The sequence below is a fragment of the Kitasatospora sp. NPDC056184 genome, from assembly GCF_042268405.1.
Lineage (GTDB): Bacteria > Actinomycetota > Actinomycetes > Streptomycetales > Streptomycetaceae > Kitasatospora.
Genome location: NZ_JBHJUI010000021.1, coordinates 11,822 through 32,218, shown reverse-complemented (window position 1 = coordinate 32,218; position 20,397 = coordinate 11,822). Strand labels below are relative to the sequence as shown.

Annotated in this window: 19 protein-coding genes; 3 read left to right on the top strand and 16 right to left on the bottom strand. The window is 72.0% G+C overall.

Annotated features, from left to right (window positions below):
• The 9 genes from nuoH to ACFC0B_RS31190 all read right to left on the bottom strand — a co-directional run bounded on the left by nuoH (position 1) and on the right by ACFC0B_RS31190 (position 10,437).
• Entirely contained in the window at positions 1-1,359 is a 1,359-nt protein-coding gene (gene nuoH, locus ACFC0B_RS31230) for an NADH-quinone oxidoreductase subunit NuoH (protein ID WP_376093370.1), read from the bottom strand.
• Complete coding sequence (locus tag ACFC0B_RS31225) at positions 1,356-3,839, bottom strand: NADH-quinone oxidoreductase subunit G (protein WP_376093367.1); 2,484 nt, start codon at positions 3,837-3,839, stop codon at positions 1,356-1,358. The genes nuoH and ACFC0B_RS31225 overlap by 4 nt, the downstream gene beginning before the upstream one ends.
• Positions 3,836-5,197 (bottom strand): NADH-quinone oxidoreductase subunit NuoF, encoded by a 1,362-nt coding sequence (nuoF, locus tag ACFC0B_RS31220; RefSeq protein WP_376093364.1) that lies wholly within the window; start codon positions 5,195-5,197, stop codon positions 3,836-3,838. The genes ACFC0B_RS31225 and nuoF overlap by 4 nt, the downstream gene beginning before the upstream one ends.
• The gene (nuoE, locus tag ACFC0B_RS31215) at positions 5,197-5,931 is read right to left on the bottom strand and encodes an NADH-quinone oxidoreductase subunit NuoE (protein ID WP_376093616.1); all 735 of its coding nucleotides are present in this window, start codon (positions 5,929-5,931) and stop codon (positions 5,197-5,199) included. The genes nuoF and nuoE overlap by 1 nt, the downstream gene beginning before the upstream one ends.
• Before the next feature lie 17 nt (positions 5,932-5,948).
• Positions 5,949-7,304: an NADH-quinone oxidoreductase subunit D gene (locus tag ACFC0B_RS31210; RefSeq protein WP_376093361.1), complete on the bottom strand. Its 1,356-nt coding sequence runs from the start codon at positions 7,302-7,304 to the stop codon at positions 5,949-5,951.
• A complete protein-coding gene (locus ACFC0B_RS31205) occupies positions 7,304-8,017 on the bottom strand; it encodes an NADH-quinone oxidoreductase subunit C (RefSeq protein WP_376093358.1) in 714 nt (237 codons plus the stop codon). Before ACFC0B_RS31205 ends, ACFC0B_RS31210 begins: the two co-directional genes overlap by 1 nt.
• A complete protein-coding gene (locus ACFC0B_RS31200; protein WP_030300882.1) occupies positions 8,014-8,568 on the bottom strand; it encodes an NADH-quinone oxidoreductase subunit B family protein in 555 nt (184 codons plus the stop codon). The genes ACFC0B_RS31205 and ACFC0B_RS31200 overlap by 4 nt, the downstream gene beginning before the upstream one ends.
• Positions 8,569-8,628: 60 nt before the next feature.
• Complete coding sequence (locus ACFC0B_RS31195) at positions 8,629-8,988, bottom strand: NADH-quinone oxidoreductase subunit A (protein WP_014137597.1); 360 nt, start codon at positions 8,986-8,988, stop codon at positions 8,629-8,631.
• Between the two features lie 516 nt (positions 8,989-9,504).
• Complete coding sequence (locus ACFC0B_RS31190) at positions 9,505-10,437, bottom strand: DMT family transporter (protein WP_376093355.1); 933 nt, start codon at positions 10,435-10,437, stop codon at positions 9,505-9,507.
• Between the two features lie 248 nt (positions 10,438-10,685).
• On the opposite strand from ACFC0B_RS31190, the gene ACFC0B_RS31185 reads away from it, so the two are divergent.
• Positions 10,686-11,345 (top strand): peptidylprolyl isomerase, encoded by a 660-nt coding sequence (locus ACFC0B_RS31185; RefSeq protein WP_376093352.1) that lies wholly within the window; start codon positions 10,686-10,688, stop codon positions 11,343-11,345.
• 119 nt (positions 11,346-11,464) lie between these two features.
• A complete protein-coding gene (locus tag ACFC0B_RS31180) occupies positions 11,465-11,797 on the top strand; it encodes a MazG-like family protein (RefSeq protein ID WP_376093349.1) in 333 nt (110 codons plus the stop codon).
• Positions 11,798-11,817: 20 nt separating this feature from the next.
• Here ACFC0B_RS31180 and ACFC0B_RS31175 read toward each other — a convergent pair whose 3' ends face one another.
• From ACFC0B_RS31175 to ACFC0B_RS31150, 6 genes are all read right to left on the bottom strand, one after another.
• A complete protein-coding gene (locus tag ACFC0B_RS31175) occupies positions 11,818-13,101 on the bottom strand; it encodes a geranylgeranyl reductase family protein (RefSeq protein WP_376093613.1) in 1,284 nt (427 codons plus the stop codon).
• A 161-nt stretch (positions 13,102-13,262) separates the two neighbouring features.
• A complete protein-coding gene (locus ACFC0B_RS31170; protein WP_376093347.1) occupies positions 13,263-13,955 on the bottom strand; it encodes a demethylmenaquinone methyltransferase in 693 nt (230 codons plus the stop codon).
• 102 nt (positions 13,956-14,057) lie between these two features.
• Entirely contained in the window at positions 14,058-14,645 is a 588-nt protein-coding gene (locus ACFC0B_RS31165; protein WP_376093344.1) for a hypothetical protein, read from the bottom strand.
• A gap of 279 nt (positions 14,646-14,924) precedes the next feature.
• A complete protein-coding gene (locus ACFC0B_RS31160) occupies positions 14,925-15,590 on the bottom strand; it encodes a hypothetical protein (protein ID WP_376093341.1) in 666 nt (221 codons plus the stop codon).
• Between the two features lie 13 nt (positions 15,591-15,603).
• Positions 15,604-16,827, bottom strand: coding sequence for a cyclic dehypoxanthinyl futalosine synthase (mqnC, locus tag ACFC0B_RS31155; RefSeq protein WP_376093338.1), 1,224 nt, complete (start codon positions 16,825-16,827; stop codon positions 15,604-15,606).
• 209 nt (positions 16,828-17,036) lie between these two features.
• Positions 17,037-17,939 carry a menaquinone biosynthetic enzyme MqnA/MqnD family protein gene (locus tag ACFC0B_RS31150; protein WP_376093335.1) on the bottom strand — a complete coding sequence of 301 codons (903 nt, stop codon included), beginning with the start codon at positions 17,937-17,939 and terminating at the stop codon, positions 17,037-17,039.
• Between the two features lie 366 nt (positions 17,940-18,305).
• Here ACFC0B_RS31150 and ACFC0B_RS31145 point away from each other — a divergent pair, with 366 nt between their 5' ends.
• Positions 18,306-18,509, top strand: a complete 204-nt coding sequence (locus ACFC0B_RS31145; RefSeq protein ID WP_376093332.1) for a cold-shock protein — start codon at positions 18,306-18,308, stop codon at positions 18,507-18,509.
• A 204-nt stretch (positions 18,510-18,713) separates the two neighbouring features.
• Here the strand turns inward: ACFC0B_RS31145 and ACFC0B_RS31140 are convergent, their stop codons facing one another.
• Positions 18,714-20,063: a dicarboxylate/amino acid:cation symporter gene (locus tag ACFC0B_RS31140; RefSeq protein ID WP_376093329.1), complete on the bottom strand. Its 1,350-nt coding sequence runs from the start codon at positions 20,061-20,063 to the stop codon at positions 18,714-18,716.
• Positions 20,064-20,397: the final 334 nt, after the last annotated feature.

Sequence of the window (20,397 nt, the reverse complement as noted above, 5' to 3'; positions counted from 1 at the left end):
TCAGCTCCCTTCGGAATGGTCGGCCCCGTTGAGGGCGTCCTGGAGTTGCTTCGGGGCGCGGCTGCGCCGGCGCGGGACCGGCGGGAGCTGCTGGCCGGGCAGCGGTGGAACGGGGTAGCCGCCGGCCATCGGGTCGAACTCGCCGCTCGGCGCACCGTCCTCGGTCTCCGGCCGGCGCTTCACGGCGTCCCGCAGCAGGCCGAGCAGCAGCAGCGCGCCGACCGGGGCGCCGACGTACAGCACCACCTCGCCGAAGCCGTAGCCCTCGTTGCGCAGCGCCCGGACGGACGCCACCATCACCAGCCAGACCAGCGAGACCGGGATGAGCACCTTCCAGCCGAGCTTCATGAACTGGTCGTAGCGGAACCGGGGCAGGGTGCCGCGCAGCCAGATGAAGAAGAACAGCAGCAGCTGAATCTTGAGGACGATCCAGAGCAGCGGCCACCAGCCGTGGTTGGCGCCCTCCCAGAAGGTGGTGACCGGCCAGGGGGCCCGCCAGCCGCCCAGGAACAGGGTGGAGGCGACGGCCGAGACGGTGACCATGTTGACGTACTCGGCCAGCATGAACATCGCGAACTTCAGCGAGGAGTACTCGGTGTTGAAGCCGCCGACCAGCTCGCCCTCGGCCTCCGGGAGGTCGAACGGCGCGCGGTTGGTCTCGCCGACCATCGCCACGATGTAGACGATGAAGGACACCGGCAGCAGCACCGCGAACCAGGTCGGCTGCTGCGAGGAGACGATCTCCGAGGTGGACATCGAGCCGGAGTAGATGAACACCGCCGCGAAGGACAGGCCCATCGCGATCTCGTAGCTGATCATCTGCGCCGAGGAGCGCAGGCCGCCGAGCAGCGGGTAGGTCGAGCCGGAGGACCAGCCGGCCAGCACGATGCCGTAGATGCCGACCGAGGCGGTGGCCAGGATGTAGAGCAGCGCCACCGGGAAGTCGGTCAGCTGCATCGGCGTCCGGGTGCCGAAGATCGAGATCTCGTTGCCGGCCGGGCCGAACGGGATCACCGCGAAGGCCATGAACGCCGGGATGGCGCAGACGATCGGGGCCAGGATGTAGACCGCCTTGTCGGCGCCCTTGACCACCAGGTCTTCCTTGAGCGCCAGCTTCACGCCGTCGGCCAGCGACTGGAGCAGGCCCCAGGGGCCGTGCCGGTTGGGCCCGATGCGCAGTTGCATCCAGGCCACCACCTTGCGCTCCCAGACGATCGCCACGAGGACCGTGCCGACCAGGAAGGCGAAGCAGAACACCGCCTTGAGCAGGACCAGCCACCAGGGGTCGCGGCCGAAGAAGCCCAGCGTCTCGTACGCGGCGAGGTCGTACCCGGCGAGCGGGTGCGAGGTGGGGTTCACTTCTCCTCCTCGTCGGACTCGACGCCCTGCGCCGGGGCGATGGTGACCAGGTGGCCGGTGGTGGTGCCGAGCGTGCGGTGGGCGCCGCCCGGGGTGGAGTTGAGCGGGATCCAGACCGTGCGGTCCGGCATCTCCTTGCCGATCTCCAGCGGCAGGGTGAGCGAGCCGGCCGGCCCGGACAGCCGCAGCGCGGGGGCGTCCACGGCGCCGATCTCCTCGGCGGTGGTCGGCGAGATCCGGGCGACGGCCGGATGCCGGGTGCCGGCCAGGTGCGGGTCGCCCTGCTGGAGCGAGCCGCGGTCGAGCAGCAGGCGCCAGCCGGCCAGCACCGCCTGGCCGGTGGCCGGGCGGGGCAGCAGGCCGGGGTGGGCGGCCGGGGCGGCCGGGCGCTCGCCGGCCCAGGGCGTGAACCGGTCCAGCTCCAGCCGGGCGGCGCGGACGTCCGGCAGGCCGAGCCGGTGGCCCAGCGCGTCGGCCAGCATGTTCAGCACCCGCAGGTCCGAGTGCAGGTGACGGCCCATCTGCTGGTCCGGCTTGAGCGCGGCCTCGAACATCCGCACCCGGCCCTCCCAGTCCAGGAAGGTGCCGGCCTTCTCGGCGACCGCGGCCACCGGCAGCACCACGTCGGCGTGCGCGGTGACGGCGGACGGGCGCAGCTCCAGCGAGACCACGAACGGGACGGCGGCCAGCGCCAGTTCGGCCTGCGCCGGATCGGCGAGGTCCTCCGGGTCGAGGCCGCCGACCAGCAGCGCGCCGAGTTCGCCGCCGACGGCCGCGCCGAGGATGTCCTCGGTGTCCCGGCCGGGCCGGTCGGGGAGCTCGGGCAGGCCCCAGACGGCGGCGGCCTCGGCCCGGGCGGCCCGGACGTTGACCGGGCGGCCGCCCGGCAGCAGGCCGGGCAGCGCGCCCGCCTCGACCGCGCCGCGCTCGCCGGCCCGCCGGGGGATCCAGGCGAGCCGGGCGCCGGTGGCGTGCGCCAGCCGCAGCACGGCGGTGAGCGCGCCCGGTGCGGCGGCGGCCCGCTCGCCGACCAGGATCACCGCGCCGGGGGTGCGGAGCAGCCCGGCGGCGCGGCCGGCCTCGTCGTTGAGCGGCTCGTCGGCGGCGAGCGCGGCCAGCCACTCGGCCTCGGTGCCGGGGGCGGCGGGCAGCAGCGCCCCGTGCAGCTTGGCCAGACCCCGGGAGGCGTGCGCGGCGATCGAGAAGACCGCGAGCCCGCGGTTGCGGTTGGCCTTGCGCAGCCGCAGGAAGACGATCGGCGACTCCTCCTCGGGCTCCAGGGCCACCAGCAGCGCCACCGGCGCGGCCTCCAGGTCCTGGTAGGTCACGCCCTCGCCGGTGATGTCCACGCCCTGTCCCGCGACCGCGGCGGCCAGGAACTGCGCCTCCTCGCCGCTGTGCGGGCGGGCCCGGAAGTCCACGTCGTTGGTGCCGAGCACCACCCGGGCGAACTTGGCGTAGGCGTAGGCGTCCTCGACGGTGACCCGGCCGCCGGCGAGCACCCCGGTAGGGGCCTCGCGCAGCCCCTCGGCCGCCCGGGCCAGCGCCTCCGGCCAGGAGGCGGCGACGAGTTCGCCGCCCCGGCGGACCAGCGGGGTGGTGAGCCGGTCGCGCTGCTGGGCGTAGCGGAAGGCGAACCGGCCCTTGTCGCAGTTCCACTCCTCGTTGACCGCCGGGTCCTCGCCGGCCAGTCGGCGCAGCACCTTGCCGCGCCGGTGGTCGGTGCGCTGGGCGCAGCCGGACGAGCAGTGCTCGCAGACGCTGGGCGAGGAGACCAGGTCGAACGGGCGGGAGCGGAAGCGGTAGGCGGCCGAGGTGAGGGCGCCGACCGGGCAGATCTGGATGGTGTTGCCGGAGAAGTACGACTCGAAGTCGTCGCCCTCGCCGGTGCCGACCTGCTGCAGGGCGCCGCGCTCGACCAGGTCGATGAACGGGTCGCCGGCGATCTGCTGGGAGAACCGGGTGCAGCGGGCGCAGAGCACGCAGCGCTCCCGGTCCAGCAGCACCTGGCTGCTGATCGGCAGCGGCTTCTCGTAGGTGCGCTTCATCCCCTCGAAGCGGGAGTCCGCGTCCCCGGTGGACATCGCCTGGTTCTGCAGCGGGCACTCGCCGCCCTTGTCGCAGACCGGGCAGTCCAGCGGGTGGTTGATCAGCAGCAGCTCCATCACGCCGCGCTGGGCCTTCTCGGCGACTGGCGAGCTGAGCTGGGTGCGGACCACCATGCCCTCGGCGACCGGGACGGTGCAGGAGGCGACCGGCTTGCGCTGGCCCTCGATCTCGACGATGCACTGCCGGCAGGCGCCGGCCGGGTCGAGCAGCGGGTGGTCGCAGAAGCGCGGGACCTGGGTGCCGATCTGCTCGGCGGCCCGGATCACCAGCGTCCCCTTGGGGACCTGCACTTCGACCCCGTCGATGGTGAGCGTGACCAGCTCGACCGCGGCCTTCCCGCCCTGGGAGGTGGAGGGTTCTGTGATCGTCACGCGTGCACCTCCCTTTCGGTGGCGGACTGGTGGCCGGGGCGGGGGCCGTCGGCCCAGACGGTGGAGGCGGCCGGGTCGAACGGGCAGCGGCGCTCGGCGAGGTGCTGCTCGTACTCGGCCCGGAAGTGCTGGAGCGAGGAGACGATCGGACTGGCCGCGCCGTCGCCCAGGGCGCAGAAGGACTTGCCGTTGATGTTGTCGGCGATGTCGAGGAGCTTCTCCAGGTCGCCCTCGGCGCCCTGCCCGGCCTCGATCCGCTTGAGCAGCTGGACCAGCCAGTAGGTGCCCTCGCGGCAGGGGGTGCACTTGCCGCAGGACTCGTGGGCGTAGAACTCGGTCCAACGGGTCACGGCGCGGACCACGCAGGTGGTCTCGTCGAAGATCTGCAGGGCCTTGGTGCCGAGCATCGAGCCGGCCGCGCCGACGCCCTCGTAGTCGAGCGGGACGTCGAGGTGCTCGTCGGTGAACATCGGGGTGGAGGATCCGCCCGGGGTCCAGAACTTGAGCCGGTGGCCGGGGCGGACGCCGCCGCTGATGTCGAGCAGCTGGCGCAGGGTGATGCCGAGCGGGGCCTCGTACTGGCCGGGGTTGGTGACGTGGCCGGAGAGCGAGTAGAGCGTGAAGCCGGGGGACTTCTCGGTGCCCAGGCCCTTGAACCAGTCCTTGCCCCGGGCCAGGATCGGCGGCACCGAGGCGATCGACTCGACGTTGTTGACCACGGTCGGGCAGGCGTAGAGGCCAGCGATGGCCGGGAAGGGCGGGCGCAGCCTGGGCTGGCCGCGGCGCCCCTCCAGCGAGTCGAGCAGGGCCGTCTCCTCGCCGCAGATGTACGCGCCGGCGCCGGCGTGGACGGTGATGTCCAGGTCGAGGCCGGAGCCGAGGATGTCCTTGCCGAGCAGCCCGGCCGCGTAGGCCTCGGCGACGGCGGCCTGGAGCCGGCGCAGCACCGGCACGACCTCGCCGCGCAGGTAGATGAAGGCGTGGTCGCACCGGATCGCGTAGGACGCGATGACCATGCCCTCGATCAGCGAGTGCGGGTTGGCGAACAGCAGCGGGATGTCCTTGCAGGTGCCCGGCTCGGACTCGTCCGCGTTGACCACCAGGTAGTGCGGCTTGCCGTCGTTCTGCGGGATGAACTGCCACTTCATGCCGGTCGGGAAGCCGGCGCCGCCGCGGCCGCGCAGGCCGGAGTCCTTGACCAGGGCGATCACGTCGTCCGGGGGCATGGCGAGGGCGGCCCGGAGCCCTTCGTACCCGGCGTGGCGGCGGTAGGTGGCCAGGCTCCAGGGGCGGGTGTCGTCCCAGCAGGCGGAGAGGACGGGGGTGAGCAGCTTCTCGGCCGGCTCGGCGGAGGTCATCACGCTTCACTCCCTTCCTGGCCGGTGCCCTCGTGGCGGGGGGAGACGACGCGGGTGCCTCCGGTGCCGGGCAGGGCCTCGCCGCGGGCCAGCCGCAGGCCGGCCAGCGAGGGGGCGCCGCCCGCGCCGGACTCGTCGACGGCGCCGGGGCGCTCGTCGGGGAAGCCGGCCAGGATCCGGGCGGTCTCCTTGAAGGAGCAGAGCCGGGCGCCGCGGGTGGGGACGGCCGCGCGGCCCGCGCGCAGGTCGTCGACCAGCCGCTTGGCGCTCTCCGGCGTCTGGTTGTCGAAGAACTCCCAGTTGACCATCACCACGGGCGCGTAGTCGCAGGCCGCGTTGCACTCGATGTGCTCGATGGAGATCCGGCCGTCCTCGGTGGTCTCGTTGTTCGCGATCCCGAGGTGCTCCTGGAGTTCGGCGAAGATCTGGTCGCCGCCGAGCACCGCGCACAGGGTGTTGGTGCAGACCCCGACGTGGTACTCGCCGGCGGGCCGGCGCCGGTACATCGTGTAGAAGGTGGCGACGGCGGTGACCTCGGCGGTGGTGAGCTCCAGCTGCTCCGCGCAGAACCGGATGCCGGTCGGGCTGACGAAGCCCTCCTCGGCCTGCACCAGGTGCAGCAGCGGCAGCAGGGCGGACCGGGCCACCGGGTAGCGGCCGATCAGCTCCGCGGCGTCGGCGGCCAGCCGGGCGTGCACCTCCTCGGGGTACGGCCTGGCCGGCAGCGCCGGCATCCCCAGTTGGACGTCTGTCACCGGTCCACGCCTCCCATCACCGGGTCGATCCCGGCCACCGCGACGATGACGTCGGCCACCTGGCCGCCCTCGCACATCGCCGCCATCGTCTGCAGATTGGTGAACGACGGGTCCCGGAAGTGGACCCGGTACGGGCGGGTACCGCCGTCGCTGACCACGTGCACGCCCAGCTCGCCCTTGGGCGACTCGACCGCCGCGTAGGCCTGGCCGACCGGGACCCGGAAGCCCTCGGTGACCAGCTTGAAGTGGTGGATCAGGGCCTCCATGGAGGTGCCCATGATCTTCCGGATGTGGTCGAGGGAGTTGCCCATCCCGTCCGGCCCGACGGCGAGTTGGGCCGGCCAGGCGATCTTCTTGTCGGCCACCATGACCGGGCCGGGGCGCAGCCGGTCCAGGCACTGCTCGACGATCCGCAGCGACTGCTTCATCTCCTCCAGGCGGATCAGGAAGCGGCCGTAGGAGTCGGCGCTGTCGGCGATCGCGACCTCGAAGTCGTAGTTCTCGTAGCCGCAGTACGGGTCGGTCTTGCGCAGGTCGTGCGGCAGGCCGGTGGCGCGCAGGATCGGCCCGGTGGCGCCGAGGGCGAGGCAGCCGGGCAGGTCGAGGAAGCCGACGTCGACCAGGCGGGCCTTGAACACCGGGTTGCCGGTGGCGAGTTTGTCGTACTCGTGCATCCGGGAGCGGAAGGTCTTCACGGCCTCCCGGATCTGGTCGACCGCGCCGGGCGGGAGGTCCTGGGCGAGGCCGCCGGGGCGGACGTACGCGTGGTTCATCCGCAGGCCGGTGATCAGTTCGAAGACGTCCAGGATCAGCTCGCGGTCGCGGAAGCCGTAGATCATCAGCGTGGTGGAGCCGATCTCCATGCCGCCGGTGGCCAGGCAGACCAGGTGGGAGGAGATCCGGTTGAGCTCCATCATCAGCACCCGGATGACGTCGGCCCGCTCGGGGACGTCGTCGGTGATGCCGAGCAGCTTCTCGACCGCCAGGCAGTAGGCGGTCTCGTTGAACAGCGGGGTCAGGTAGTCCATGCGGGTCACGAAGGTGGTGCCCTGGACCCAGCTGCGGAACTCCATGTTCTTCTCGATGCCGGTGTGCAGGTAGCCGATGCCGCAGCGGGCCTCCGTCACCGTCTCGCCGTCGATCTCCAGGATCAGCCGCAACACCCCGTGGGTGGAGGGGTGCTGGGGGCCCATGTTGACGATGATGCGCTCGTCGTCGGCCCGGCCGACGGCCTCGACCACCTCGCCCCAGTCGCCGCCGGTGACCGTGAAGACCCGGCCCTCGGTGGTGTCCCGGGCACCCGCCTCGGCGGTGCCGTCCCGGTGCGTCTCCTCGTAGTGCTGGGTGTTCATCAGCTGTACGACCTCCGCTGGTCGGGCGCCGGGATCTGGGCGCCCTTGTACTCGACGGGGATGCCGCCGAGCGGGTAGTCCTTGCGCTGCGGGTGGCCCAGCCAGTCGTCCGGCATCATGATCCGGGTGAGCGCCGGGTGGCCCTCGAAGACCAGGCCGAAGAAGTCGTAGGCCTCGCGCTCGTGCCAGTCGTTGGTCGGGTAGACGCTGACCACGGACGGGACGCGGGGGTCGGAGTCCGGCGCGGTGACCTCCAGCCGGATCAGCCGGCCGTGGGTGATCGAGCGCAGGTGGTAGACCGCGTGCAGTTCGCGGCCCTGGTCGCCCGGGTAGTGCACGCCGCTCACGCCGAGGCAGAGCTCGAAGCGCAGCGCCGGGTCGTCGCGCAGGGTGCGGGCGGTGCGCAGCAGGTGCTCGCGGGCGATGTGGAAGGTGAGCTCGGCGCGGTCGACGACGGTCTTCTCGATCACCTCGGCCGGGTCGAGGCCCTGCTCCTCCAGGGCGCCCTCCAGCTCGTCGGCGACCTCGTCGAACCAGCCGCCGTACGGGCGCTCGCCGGCCGGCGGCAGGGCGATCGGGGCGACCAGCCCGCCGAAGCCGGAGGTGTCGCCGGTGCCCTGGGCGCCGAACATGCCCTGCCGGCGGCCGACCACCTCGACCGGGATCTCGCGGTGCGGCTGCTCGCGGCGGGTCCCGGGTACCTGGTCGTTCATCGCAGCAGCCCCCGCATCTCGCTGACCGGGGTCGCCTGCAGCGCGAGCGCCTCGCCCAGCTCCTCGGCACGGCGCTTGTTCACGCCGAGCGGCTCGTGCTGGATCTTGTCGTGCAGCTTCAGGATCGCGTCCATCAGCATCTCCGGGCGGGGCGGGCAGCCGGGCAGGTAGATGTCCACCGGGACGATGTGGTCGACGCCCTGCACGATCGCGTAGTTGTTGAACATCCCGCCCGAGGAGGCACAGACGCCCATCGAGATGACCCACTTCGGATTGGCCATCTGGTCGTAGACCTGGCGCAGCACCGGCGCCATCTTCTGGCTCACCCGGCCCGCCACGATCATCAGGTCCGCCTGCCGGGGCGAGCCCCGGAACACCTCCATGCCGAACCGGGCCAGGTCGTAGCGGCCCGCGCCGGTGGTCATCATCTCGATCGCGCAGCAGGCCAGCCCGAAGGTGGCCGGGAAGAGCGACGCCTTGCGCACCCAGCCGGCGGCCGTCTCCACGGTCGTGAGCAGAAAGCCGCTCGGCAGCTTCTCCTCGATTCCCATCAGATCCCTCTCAATGCCCTCAAGTCCGTTGGCTTGTCCGCACGTTCACAAAGTCAGCGGTCAGTCCCACTCCAGACCGCCGCGGCGCCAGACGTAGGCGTAGGCGACGAAGACGGTGGCGATGAACAGGAGCATCTCGACCAGCCCGAAGATCCCCAGGGCGTCGAAGCTCACGGCCCACGGGTAGAGGAAGACGATCTCGATGTCGAAGACGATGAAGAGCATCGCCGTCAGGTAGTACTTGATCGGGAACCGACCGCCGCCCACGGGCTGCGGGGTCGGCTCGATGCCGCACTCGTACGCCTCCAACTTGGCCCGGTTGTAGCGCTTGGGGCCGGTCAGTGAGGCCATCACGACGGAGCCGACCGCGAACGCCGCCGCGATGGCACCGAGTACGAGGATCGGCGCGTAGGCATTCATAGCCCCCGCTCCCTCCGTCCAGTCGTCCTTGACTGCAGATCGGAACCGACGGGTCACACTGCGGTGAACCCGGCGCTCCAGTTCCCGAGATCCACCTCATGTGAGGCAGTTCACAAAGCCTGGAACGAGCGCATCCTATGCCCGTCGGCTTGTGATCTGCGACACGCAGTTCAGGACGATCTTTGTGATCTCCGCCACCTCGTGAATCACCACGAAGGTGAGCATGGCGAGATTTGTCAACGCAAAGAAGTCAAATGGTCACAAGCAGTCGCATTTATCTGCGAAGCGGCTGGTCAGAGCCACGCACCTATATCAACTATGCCTCGCCCAGAGCAAATTTCTGGACGCCATGTTGACGTGTTATAGCGGCTCACCCGCAGGGGTGGCGGCTCCGCCGACGTCCGCTTGACCCTTCGTTCACAAGCGCGCGAGCGGTGCTCGGGCCCCGCTCTCCCCCGCCCGGGCGGAGATGCCCACCCGGTTCCGGACGGCGCCGGCGAGCACGCCGCCCCGCCGTCACATCGGCACCGGTTCCCGCTCCGCCGGGGCCTCCTCCACCGACCGCGGCGCGGCGGCGGTCCGCCGGCCCCACTCGGTGCCGACCAGGACGAGGGCACCGCCCAGCAGGGCGAGCGGCCCGAGGTGGTTGCCCGCCAGGGTGATGCCGAACACCGCGGCCCAGAGCGGTTCGGTGCCCAGCAGCAGGCTGACCCGGGAGGGCGAGGTGGTGCGGACGGCCCACATCTGCACGAAGAACGCGAAGAGCGTGCAGAGCAGCGCCAGGTGCAGCAGCCAGCCCCACTGGGCCGGCCCGTAGGCGGCCGCGACCGTCCAGGGCAGCGGACCGGCGAACGGCGCGACGGCGGCGAACACCAGCGTCGCGGCCGCGAGCTGGACCCAGGTGACGGCCAGCGTGTCGCTCTCCCGGATCGACCGGGCCCGGGCGGTGGCCAGCACGTTGACCGTCCGCACCACGGCGGCGCCCAGCACCAGCAGGTCCCCCGGGGCCGGGGCCCGCAGTCCGCCGTCCCCGGTGAGCAGCGCGATGCCCACCACCGCCAGACCGGCCGCCGCGAGGAAGGGGCGCGGCAGCGGCGTCCGGGCCAGCGCGCTCTCCGCCAAGGGGGTGAACACGATCGTGAGGCTGATGATCAGGCCCGCGTTGGTCGCCGAGGTGTGCACCGCGCCGAACGTCTCCAGGAGGAAGATCGCACCGAGCACCAGCCCCAGCCCGGCCCCGCCCAGCCACTCGGCGCGCCGCAGCCGCCGCAGCGACGGCCAAGCCGCGAGGCCCAGGACGGGCAGCACCAGGCCGAACCGCAGCACCAGCATCGCCACCACCGTCCCCGGTTCGGCCACCCGCTGCACCGCCAGGAAGCTCGACCCCCAGACCACCGCCACCAACAGCACCGGCAGATCACGCGACAGGCCGGAGGACGGAGCACGCACGGGCGGAGCCTCTCGAAGGGTTCGAGGCGCGGGGCGCTCGAAGCAGACGGAACCACGGAACCGGCACACGAGAGTCGCGCACGTCGTCGGACGGGATCCCGGAGCAGAGGGGCCGCCATCCTCGCGCACCGCACGGCTCGCGATCAACGGTTTCCGGCCCCCTACCGGATGCCCTGCCCGCCGTGGATGATGTCGCCATGCCAACCCAGCCGTCCCCCACCCACCGGAAGGCCCGTCACGTGAGGCGCATGCACTGGGCGTTGACCGCCGCTGTCACCGTCCTCCCGCTCGTCGCGAGCACCGGCGTCGCCGTCGCGGACACCCCGTCGACCGGCGCCGCGGCCGGCGCCACGTGCACCTACACCCCGGCCGTCCCGGCCGACAACTTCAAGGGCATCCCGGTCTTCGACGCCCGGAAGGCGGCCAAGCCGTACAAGGCGACCCTGAAGACCTCCCAGGGCGCGATCACCTTCCAGGCACTGACCGACAAGGCGCCCTGCACGACCTTCTCGTTCCGGTTCCTCGCCGAGCGCGACTACTTCGACCGCAGCCACTGCCACCGGCTCACCACCCAGCGGATCTACGTCCTGCAGTGCGGCGACCCGACCGGGACCGGCAGCGGCGGCCCGGGCTACTCCTTCCCGGACGAGAACCTGGAGGGCGCCACCTATCCGGCCGGCACCGTCGCCATGGCCAACGCGGGGCCCGACACCAACGGCAGCCAGTTCTTCTTCGTCTGGAAGGACACCAAGCTCTCCCCCGCCTACACCCCGTTCGGCCGGATCACCGAGGGCCTGGACGTGCTGCAGAAGATCGCCGCCGGCGGCGAGGACGACCAGAACAGCCCCGGCGACGGCTTCCCCACCCTGCCGGTGAACATCCGCAACGTGAGGATCTCCGCCCGCTGAGCCACCCGTCGCCCTCCCGTACGGTGGAGCGGGCCGGCCCGGGCCGCCGACAGGCAACAGGCCGGCCGCCGACAGCAGGCCTCCGACAGGCCGCCGACACCGTACGGGAGCAGCGCCGCATGGACAGCAGGATCTGGGAAAGCGTCGACCAACTGGTCGCCTGGCTCGACGCGGAGACCCCGCTCCCCCCGCGGGAGGAGCGGCTCGCCCGGATCCTCAAGCTCTCCGAGGAGGTCGGCGAGGTCAGTGCCGCCGTGATCGGCGCCACCGGCCAGAACCCGCGCAAGGGCGTCACCCACAGCTGGGAGGACGTCCAGCACGAGCTGTGCGACGTGGTCTTCACCGCGCTGGTCGCCCTGCGCACGCTCACCCCGGACGCCGCCCGGGTGTTCGCCGACCGCCTCGCCTACGTCGAGCAGCGCACCGCCGCCGGCCGCAACCCGGGCAGCTGACGGCGGGCCCGGCGCGCCGGTCAGGCGTTCGGCGCGGCCTTGGCCAGGCCGTTGATGATGCGGTCCATGGCGTCGCCGCCCTGCGGGTCGGTGAGGTTGGCGAGGAGCTTGAGGACGAACTTCATCAGCATCGGGTGGGTCAGCCCGCGCTGGGTGGCGAGCTGCATGACCTTCGGGTTGCCGATGAGCTTCACGAAGGCCCGGCCGAGCGTGTAGTAGCCGCCGTAGACGTCCTTGAGGATGCGCGGGTAGGCCTGGAGCGCGCGCTCCCGCCCGCCGTCGGTCACCCGCGCGAGGGCCTGGACGATCACCCCGGCGGCGATCTGGCCGGATTCCATCGCGTAGGCGATGCCCTCGCCGTTGAACGGGTTGACCATGCCGCCCGCGTCGCCGACCAGCAGCAGGCCGCGGGTGTAGTGCGGCTGCCGGTTGAAGGCCATCGGCAGCGCGGCCCCGCGGATCGGGTCGGTCATGTTCTCGGGCGTGTAGCCCCATTCCTCCGGCATGCCGGCGCACCAGGCCTTGAGCACCTCGCGCCAGTCCAGCTCGCCGAAGGCGGGCGAGGAGTTGAGGATGCCGAGGCCGACGTTGGAGGTGCCGTCGCCCATGCCGAAGACCCAGCCGTAGCCGGGCAGCAGCTTGCGCTCCCCGCCGCGGGTGTCCCACAGCTCCAGCCAGGACTCCAGGTAGTCGTCGTCGTGGCGCGGGGAGGTGAAGTAGGTGCGGTAGGCGACGCCCATCGGGCGGTCCTCCCGGCGGTGCAGGCCCATGGCGAGCGAGAGCCGGGTGGAGTTGCCGTCGGCGGCCACCACCAGCGGGGCCCGGAAGGTCACCGGCCGCTTCTCGTCGCCGAGCTTGGCGGTGACCCCGACGATCCGGCCGGTCCGCTCGTCCAGCACCGGGCCGCTGACGTTGCAGCGCTCGTAGAGCCGGGCCCCGGCCTTCTCGGCCTGACGGGCGAGCAGCTCGTCGAAGTCGGCGCGCTTGCGGACCAGGCCGTAGTCGGGGAAGGCCGACAGCTCGGGCCAGTCCAGTTCCAGCCGGATCCCGCCGCCGATGATCCGCAGGCCCTTGTTGTGCAGCCAGCCGTTCTCGGTGGACACGTCGATGCCCATGTCCACCAGCTGCTTGGTGGCCCGCGGGGTGAGGCCGTCGCCGCAGACCTTCTCCCGGGGGAAGCTGGTCTTCTCCAGCAGCAGCACGTCCAGGCCCGCCTGCGCGAGGTGGTACGCGGTGGTGGACCCGGCCGGGCCGGCGCCGACCACGATGACGTCCGCGGTGCTCTCCACAACGCCTGCGCTCAGGTCAACGGCGGTCTCGGACACGGTGGGCACACTCCTGCTGGGGGGGTCGGCCGGCCGGCGGGGGCCGGCCCGGCTGGGGCTTGGACGAGTCTATGAGCTGCGGGCGGGCCGCAGCCGGGCACGGCGGCGCGACCGGCGGGGGAACCGGTCGCGCCGGCCGGTCAGACCTTGTAGGCCCGGTGCAGGGCGACGATCCCGCCGGTCAGGTTGCGCCAGGCCGCCTTGGACCAGCCGGCCTCCTGCAGCCGGGCGGCCAGCGCGGGCTGGTCCGGCCAGTCGCGGATCGACTCGGCGAGGTAGACGTACGCGTCCGGGTTGCTGCTGACCGCGGTGGCGACCGGCGGCAGCGCGCGCATCAGGTACTCGGTGTAGACCGTCCGGAACGGCGTCCAGGTCGGCGTGGAGAACTCGCAGATGATCAGCTTGCCGCCGGGCTTGGTGACCCGCAGCAGTTCGCGCAGCGCCGCCCCGGTGTCATGGACGTTGCGCAGCGCGAAGGAGATCGTCACCGAGTCGAAGGTGTCGTCGGCGAACGGCAGCCTGGTGGCGTCCCCGGCGGTCAGCGGCAGCTCGGGGTGGCGGCGCTTGCCCTCGGCGAGCATGCCGACCGAGAAGTCGCACGGGACGACCCGCGCCCCGGCCTCCGCGAAGGGCAGCGAGGAGGTGCCGGTCCCGGCCCCGAGGTCGAGCACGACGTCCCCCGGCCCGGCGTCCACCGCCTCGGCCACCGCGCGCCGCCAGGCGCGGGCCTGGCCGAGCGAGAGTACGTCGTTGGTGCGGTCGTACTTGGCCGCGACGTCGTCGAACATGGCGGCGACTTCGTGCGGCTGCTTGTCCAGAGAGGCTCGGGTCACGCCCCCCATTGTTCACCCTGGCTCCGACGATCCGGGCAAGGGGGCGCCTTCCGGGCACCCTCGGAACACCACCGGGGCGTGTCCCGGACGTCCGGGGCCGCCTCAGTGCAGGCCGCGCCGCCCGCCCGCACGGCGCCGGCGGCGCGAGCGCTTGCCCTGCGTTATCGCCGGCATGCCGTCGGCCAGCACCCCGGTCGCCAGGGCGACCGTGCTGGCGAACCGGTTCTGCCCGCTCCGGACGGCCACCGCCCGCCGGTGCCGCCGGATCCGCAGCATGCAGAGGGCGAACAGCAGCACCGCCACCGGCACGCTGAACCGGGCCAGCCCGACGCCCACCGGCTGCGGGTAGGTGTCGCCGCAGATCCGCACCGCCTTCGGCTTGTCGGCGGCGTGCTCCAGGCAGACGGTGTCCCCGAGCCTGGTGCCGTCGGCCAGCGGCAGCGCGGTGGCGGTGTGGTGCTGGCCGCCCGCCTGGTAGCTGACAGTGCTGTAGGAGCCGCCGCCGTTCGGCATCTGGGTCACCACGCCGTCGACCCGCACCGGGTGGGCGCCGATCCGGTCGGCCTGCTCGGCCTGACGCCACCCCAGCAGGCACATCCCGACGGCCAGCACGGCGCTGAGCACGGCGGTGAGGTACCAGCCACGGCCCAACCGCGGGGAGCGCTGCGGGGGGACGGTCGCGGATCGCATGGTTCCTGTCCTGGCTTTGCGTTCGGGGCCTGGGACGGGGCCCCGCCGCCCGCGGGCACGGGCGGGAGTGTGGTGAGGATGTGGACTGAGCTGAGCCGGATGCTATCCGCTGGCGGGCCCTCAGGTCACGGCGAAGGGACAATCAGGCCAGGAGGGCGTAGCCGCAGTTCAGTGGCACACGAAGCAAGTCCGGTGTCTCGCACGGGAGTCCGGGCGACCCGGCCCGAACCGCGCGACTACCCGCGAGTAGGACCGGACCGGGCACGATCCGGGAACGGCTCAGCGCCGCCGGAACACCAGCCGCCCGGCCAGCACCGTGGCCCGGCAGCCCCCGGCACGCGGCCCGCCCGGCGCACCGGGCACGGGCGCGAACACCGCGAAGTCCGCCCGGCCCCCGACGGCCACCCGGCCGTGCACGGCCTCGGCGAGCGGCAGCACCGCCAGCGGGTCCAGCGGCCCGGCCCCCGCCTCCTCCCCCACCTCCGCCTCCGGCAGAGACCCCGGCAGCACCCCGGGCAGCACGGCCAGCCCCGACCGGGCCACCGCCGTCCGCACCGAGGCACGCTCGAACGGCCCGGCCACCGCCGTCACACCGGCGCCGAGCATCCGCTGCAGACCGCGCCGGGCGCTCGCCCCGCAGCGCGTCTCGTCCCGCTCCCCCGCCAGCCCCTCCGGCACCGGCTCGTCCCCGACCCCTTCCCGCGGGTCCGGGTGGTACGCCCGCTCCAGCAGCCGGTGCCCGTACGGGTTGCGCAGCCCGGGCGTGAGCAGCGCGTCGCCCCAGTCCCGGACCCGGGCCTCCGGGTGCGCCGCCGCCAGCCCGGCGTACGGGCCGACCGCCTCCACCAGCTCACCGCGCACGAGCACCGCCCCGTCGGTGTGGGACGGGGCGGTGGGATCGGCCGGGTCGGGCAGCACGAGGGCGGCCCGGTGCAGGGTCAGCACGGCGGACGGGACCTCAGCGGTTGTCGAGGATCTTCAGCTCGGGGTGCGCGGTGCCGCCCTCGATCGCGGTGGAGGCGATGTGCGAGGCGACCCGCGGGTCGACCGGGTCGTTGGCCGGGTCGTCCAGCACCCGCAGGTGCTCGTAGGTGGTCGAGCGCTGCGCGGGGACGCGGTCGGCGGCCCGGATCAGGTGGATCAGCTCGGTGAGGTTGGACCGGTGCTTGGCGCCGGCCGCCGAGACCACGTTCTCCTCCAGCATGACCGAGCCCAGGTCGTCCGCGCCGTAGTGCAGCGACAGCTGGCCGGCCTCCTTGCCGGTGGTCAGCCAGGAGCCCTGGATGTGGGCGACGTTGTCGAGGAAGAGGCGGGCGATGGAGATCATCCGCAGGTACTCGAAGACGGTCGCCTGGGTCGAGCCCTGGAGCTTGTTGTTCTGCGGCTGGTAGGTGTACGGGATGAACGCCCGGAAGCCGCCGGTGCGGTCCTGCACGTCGCGGATCATCCGCAGGTGCTCGATCCGCTCGGCGTTGGTCTCGCCGGTGCCCATCAGCATGGTGGAGGTGGACTCCACGCCGAGGCCGTGCGCGGCCTCCATGATCTCCAGCCAGCGCTCGCCGGACTCCTTGAGCGGCGCGATCGCCTTGCGCGGCCGCTCCGGCAGCAGTTCGGCGCCGGCGCCGGCGAAGGAGTCCAGGCCCGCCTTGTGGATCCGGGTGATCGCCTCCTCGACGGAGACGCCGGAGATCCGCGCCATGTGGTCGACCTCGGAGGCGCCCAGCGAGTGGATCACCAGCTGCGGGAACTCCGCCTTGATCGCCGAGAAGGCGCGCTCGTAGTACTCGACGCCGTAGTCCGGGTGGTGGCCGCCCTGGAACATGATCTGGGTGCCGCCCAGCTCGACGGTCTCGGCGCAGCGGCGCAGGATCTCGTCGAGTTCGCGGGACCAGCCCTTGTCGCTCTTCGGCGGCACGTAGAAGGCGCAGAACTTGCACGCCGTCACACAGACGTTGGTGTAGTTGATGTTGCGCTCGATGATGTACGTCGCGATGTGCTCGGTACCCGCGTAGCGGCGGCGGCGCGCCGCGTCGGCCGCCGAGCCGAGCGCGTGCAGCGGGGCGGAGCGGTAGAGCTCCAGCGCTTCCTCCGGGCTGATCCGGCCACCGCCGGCCGCCCGGTCGAGCACGGCCTGCAGGTCGGTGCTGGGCGCATCGAGGGTGGTCGCTGCGAGCTCGGACACCTGGCGGCCTTCTCTCTCTCGGTACTTCACGTGCTTCTGGTGCGACGAGTGCGACACCGTGCCGGGGCACCGGGGCGCATCCGGTTCAGCCTACGCCAGCGCTCTCCGGCCCCCGCGTCAGCCCGCCCGCCGCAGCCGGCGGGCGCCCGCCTGGCGCGGGTCGTCCGATCCCGGTGCCATCGGCGGGCGGGACCGCTCAGGCCACCTGCTCAGGCCACCGGCTCGGGTGCCGGCTCCAGCAGCCGGACGGCCACGTCGGGGGCGAACCCGCTGTCGTGGGCGACCCGCCGGGCGAACTCGGCGACGCCGGCCAGCTGCCGCTCGCCGAGCGAGAAGTCCAGTGCCTCGCTGAAGTACCGCTCCAGCACGCCCGCGTCGAAGGCCTCCCAGCGGGCCGCCTGCTCGGCCACCTCGCGGGCCTCGACCAGCGAGAGGTCCCGGGACTCCAGGAAGGCCCGGTGGACGGCCGCGGTCAGCTCGGGGCTCCGCTCGGCGAAGTCGCGGCGGGCGGCCCAGACGGCGAAGACGAACGGCAGCCCGGTCCACTCCTTCCACATCGCGCCCAGATCGTGCACGGCCAGGCCCTGGTCGGCCGCCTGCCCCAGGTAGGCGCGCAGCGCCGGGTCGCCGATCAGCACGGCCGCGTCGGCCTCGGCGAGCATCGCGTCCAGGTCGGGCGGGCAGCTGAAGTACTCCGGCCGCACCCCTTCGCGCTCCTCCAGCAGCAGCCGGGCGAGCCGGACGGAGGTGCGGCTGGTGGAGCCGAGCGCGACCCGTCGGCCGTCCAGCCGGGACAGCGGCAGCTTGCTGACGATCACGCAGGACATCACCGGGCCGTCGCTGCCCACGGCGATGTCCGGGAGCACCAGCAGGTCGTCCGCGTGCCGCAGGTACTCCACGCAGGTGATCGGACCGATGTCCAGGGCACCGCCGACCAGCTGGTCGCTCAGCTTCTCCGGGGTGTCCTTGGTGAGGTCCAGATCGAGCAGATTGCCGGTCCTGGCCAGCCCCCAGTAGAGGGGGACGCAGTTGAGGAACTGAATATGCCCGACCCGGGGCCGGACCGGGGTGTTCTCCTGGGGCTCCCGCGTTTCCGCATCCGGTACTGCCACTGCGCCGCTCCCTTGCTGTTCGTGCGCCTCCCCGCAGCGTATGCCCGCCGCCCCGTGAGCCCCGCACCGCCCTTCCGGGACACCCCGTCGAGCCCCGCACCGAGCGTCACAACGGCCTTACGACACGCGCCGTCCAGCCCGCAAGTTACCCCTGGTCGTCACAGCAGCCGCATGCTAGCGTTGCCCTCAGTTGCAGTTTGATTCCCCTTGCAGTACTTGAAGCCTGCGGAGCATGTAACCGCAGGCTTTTTGTAGTTTTTCAGCAATATCGAAAAACTCCGGACCCATCCGGAGGCAGGGCGATCAGCGCAGCGGACCGGGTGCCACACGGTGTGGCCCCGACACGTCCCTCGCAAGGAGAACGGCATGGCTCAGGGAACCGTCAAGTGGTTCAACGCTGAGAAGGGCTTCGGCTTCATCGCCCAGGATGGCGGCGGCCCCGACGTCTTCGTCCACTACTCCGCCATCAACGCGAGCGGTTTCCGCTCGCTGGAGGAGAACCAGGCGGTCAGCTTCGACGTCACCCAGGGTCCGAAGGGCCCGCAGGCGGAGAACGTCACCATCGTCTGACCATCCTCGATGAGGATCTGATCGCTCGGGACCCCGCCGGGTCCGCCGACGGCCTCCGGTCGTCACCGTGAGCACAAGAGCTGCAGTACCCAAGGGGGCCCGCCGTCCGGTGGGCCCCCTGCCTTGTGCCCCGCACCGAACGCCGAAGGGCCCTCCTCCCGTCCCGGGGAGGAGGGCCCTTCGCGGTACCCGTTCGAAGGGGTGTCAGGCCGTCGCGGGGGCCTGGTTCGGCCCCTTGGCCTGGGGCGGGATCACGGCCGGGGCCTCGTCGTAGAGGTCACCGGTGGGGTTGTTGTAGGCGACCAGGTCGAGGGTCTTCTCCCGGGCCGCGACCAGGATCGGCACCAGGGCCTGGCCCGCGACGTTGGTCGCGGTGCGCATCATGTCGAGGATCGGGTCGATGGCCAGCAGCAGGCCGACGCCCTCCAGCGGCAGACCCAGGGTGGAGAGGGTCAGCGTCAGCATGACGATCGCACCGGTGAGACCGGCGGTGGCCGCCGAGCCGATCACCGAGACGAAGGCGATCAGCAGGTAGTCCTTGATGCCGAGGTCGATGCCGTACACCTGGGCGACGAAGATCGCGGCCAGCGACGGGTAGATCGCGGCGCAGCCGTCCATCTTGGTGGTGGCGCCGAACGGGACGGCGAACGAGGCGTACTCGCTCGGGACGCCGAGGCGCTCGGTGACCCGGCGGGTGACCGGCAGGGTGCCGACCGAGGAGCGCGAGACGAAGGCCAGCTGGATGGCGGGCCAGGCGCCCTTGAAGAAGTTGACCGGGTTGAGGCCGGCGGCGAACTTCAGCAGCAGCGAGTAGACGACGAACATCACCAGCGCGCAACCGACGTAGATGTCGACGGTCAGCGTCGCGAAGGGCTCCAGCAGGTCCCAGCCGTACTTGGCGACCGACTTGCCGATGAGGCCGAGGGTGCCGAGCGGCGACAGGCGGATGACCCACCAGAGGGCGGTCTGGACCAGTTCCAGCACCGACTCGCTGAGCTTGAGGATCGGCTCGGCCTTCGCGCCGAGCTTGATCACGGCGGCGCCGGCCACGATCGCCAGGAAGACGATCTGCAGGACCTCGACCTCGGTGAACGCGGTGACGATGTTGGTCGGGAAGATCCCGGTCAGGAAGTCGATCCAGCTGCCGGTGGACTTCGGCGCCTTGAGGCCCTCGGTCTTGAGGTCGGTGCCCGAGCCCGGGTTGGTCAGCAGGCCGAGGCCGAGGCCGATGGCCACCGCGATCAGCGAGGTGATCGCGAACCAGAGCAGGGTGCGGACGGCCAGCCGGGCCGCGTTGGTGACGTTCCGCAGGTTCGCCACGCTCACCAGGATCGCGGTGAACACCAGCGGCGGGACGGCGAGCTTCAGCAGCTGGACGAAGATCCGGCCGATCGTCTCCAGGGTGGTGGCCAGCCAGGAGATGTCGGCCGCGCGGGCCAGGTAGCCGAGGCCGACGCCGAGCACGAGGCCGGCGACGATCTGGACCCAGAAGGGGGTCTTGCGGATTCTGGCGAGCACGGACGGCGACGAAGTCGCCTCGGGCGCTGTGGACATGACGGTGCGGCTCCGGGGGAGGCGTTGCTGGTGGTGAGGCGAGGGGGGAGGACGGCGGCACGGCACGCGGGCCGGACGGGAAGGGAACCGGCCCCGGTCAGGGGCGTGCCGCCTGAATACAGCTCATGGCGCGACAACGGCGCGGGCTGTCCACAGCACCGGCCAGACGGCACGCGCGGGCGGCACCGGGCAACGGGCCCGGGCCGAGCGGCGAACGTGCGTCTGAGGTGGTCACGGCCGACACAGTAGCAGCAAAGCTTTGAGATCTTCAAAGTAGTTGTTTGAGTTCCGGACACCGACTCGATTGACCGACGAGCAGTTATACGTATAACTT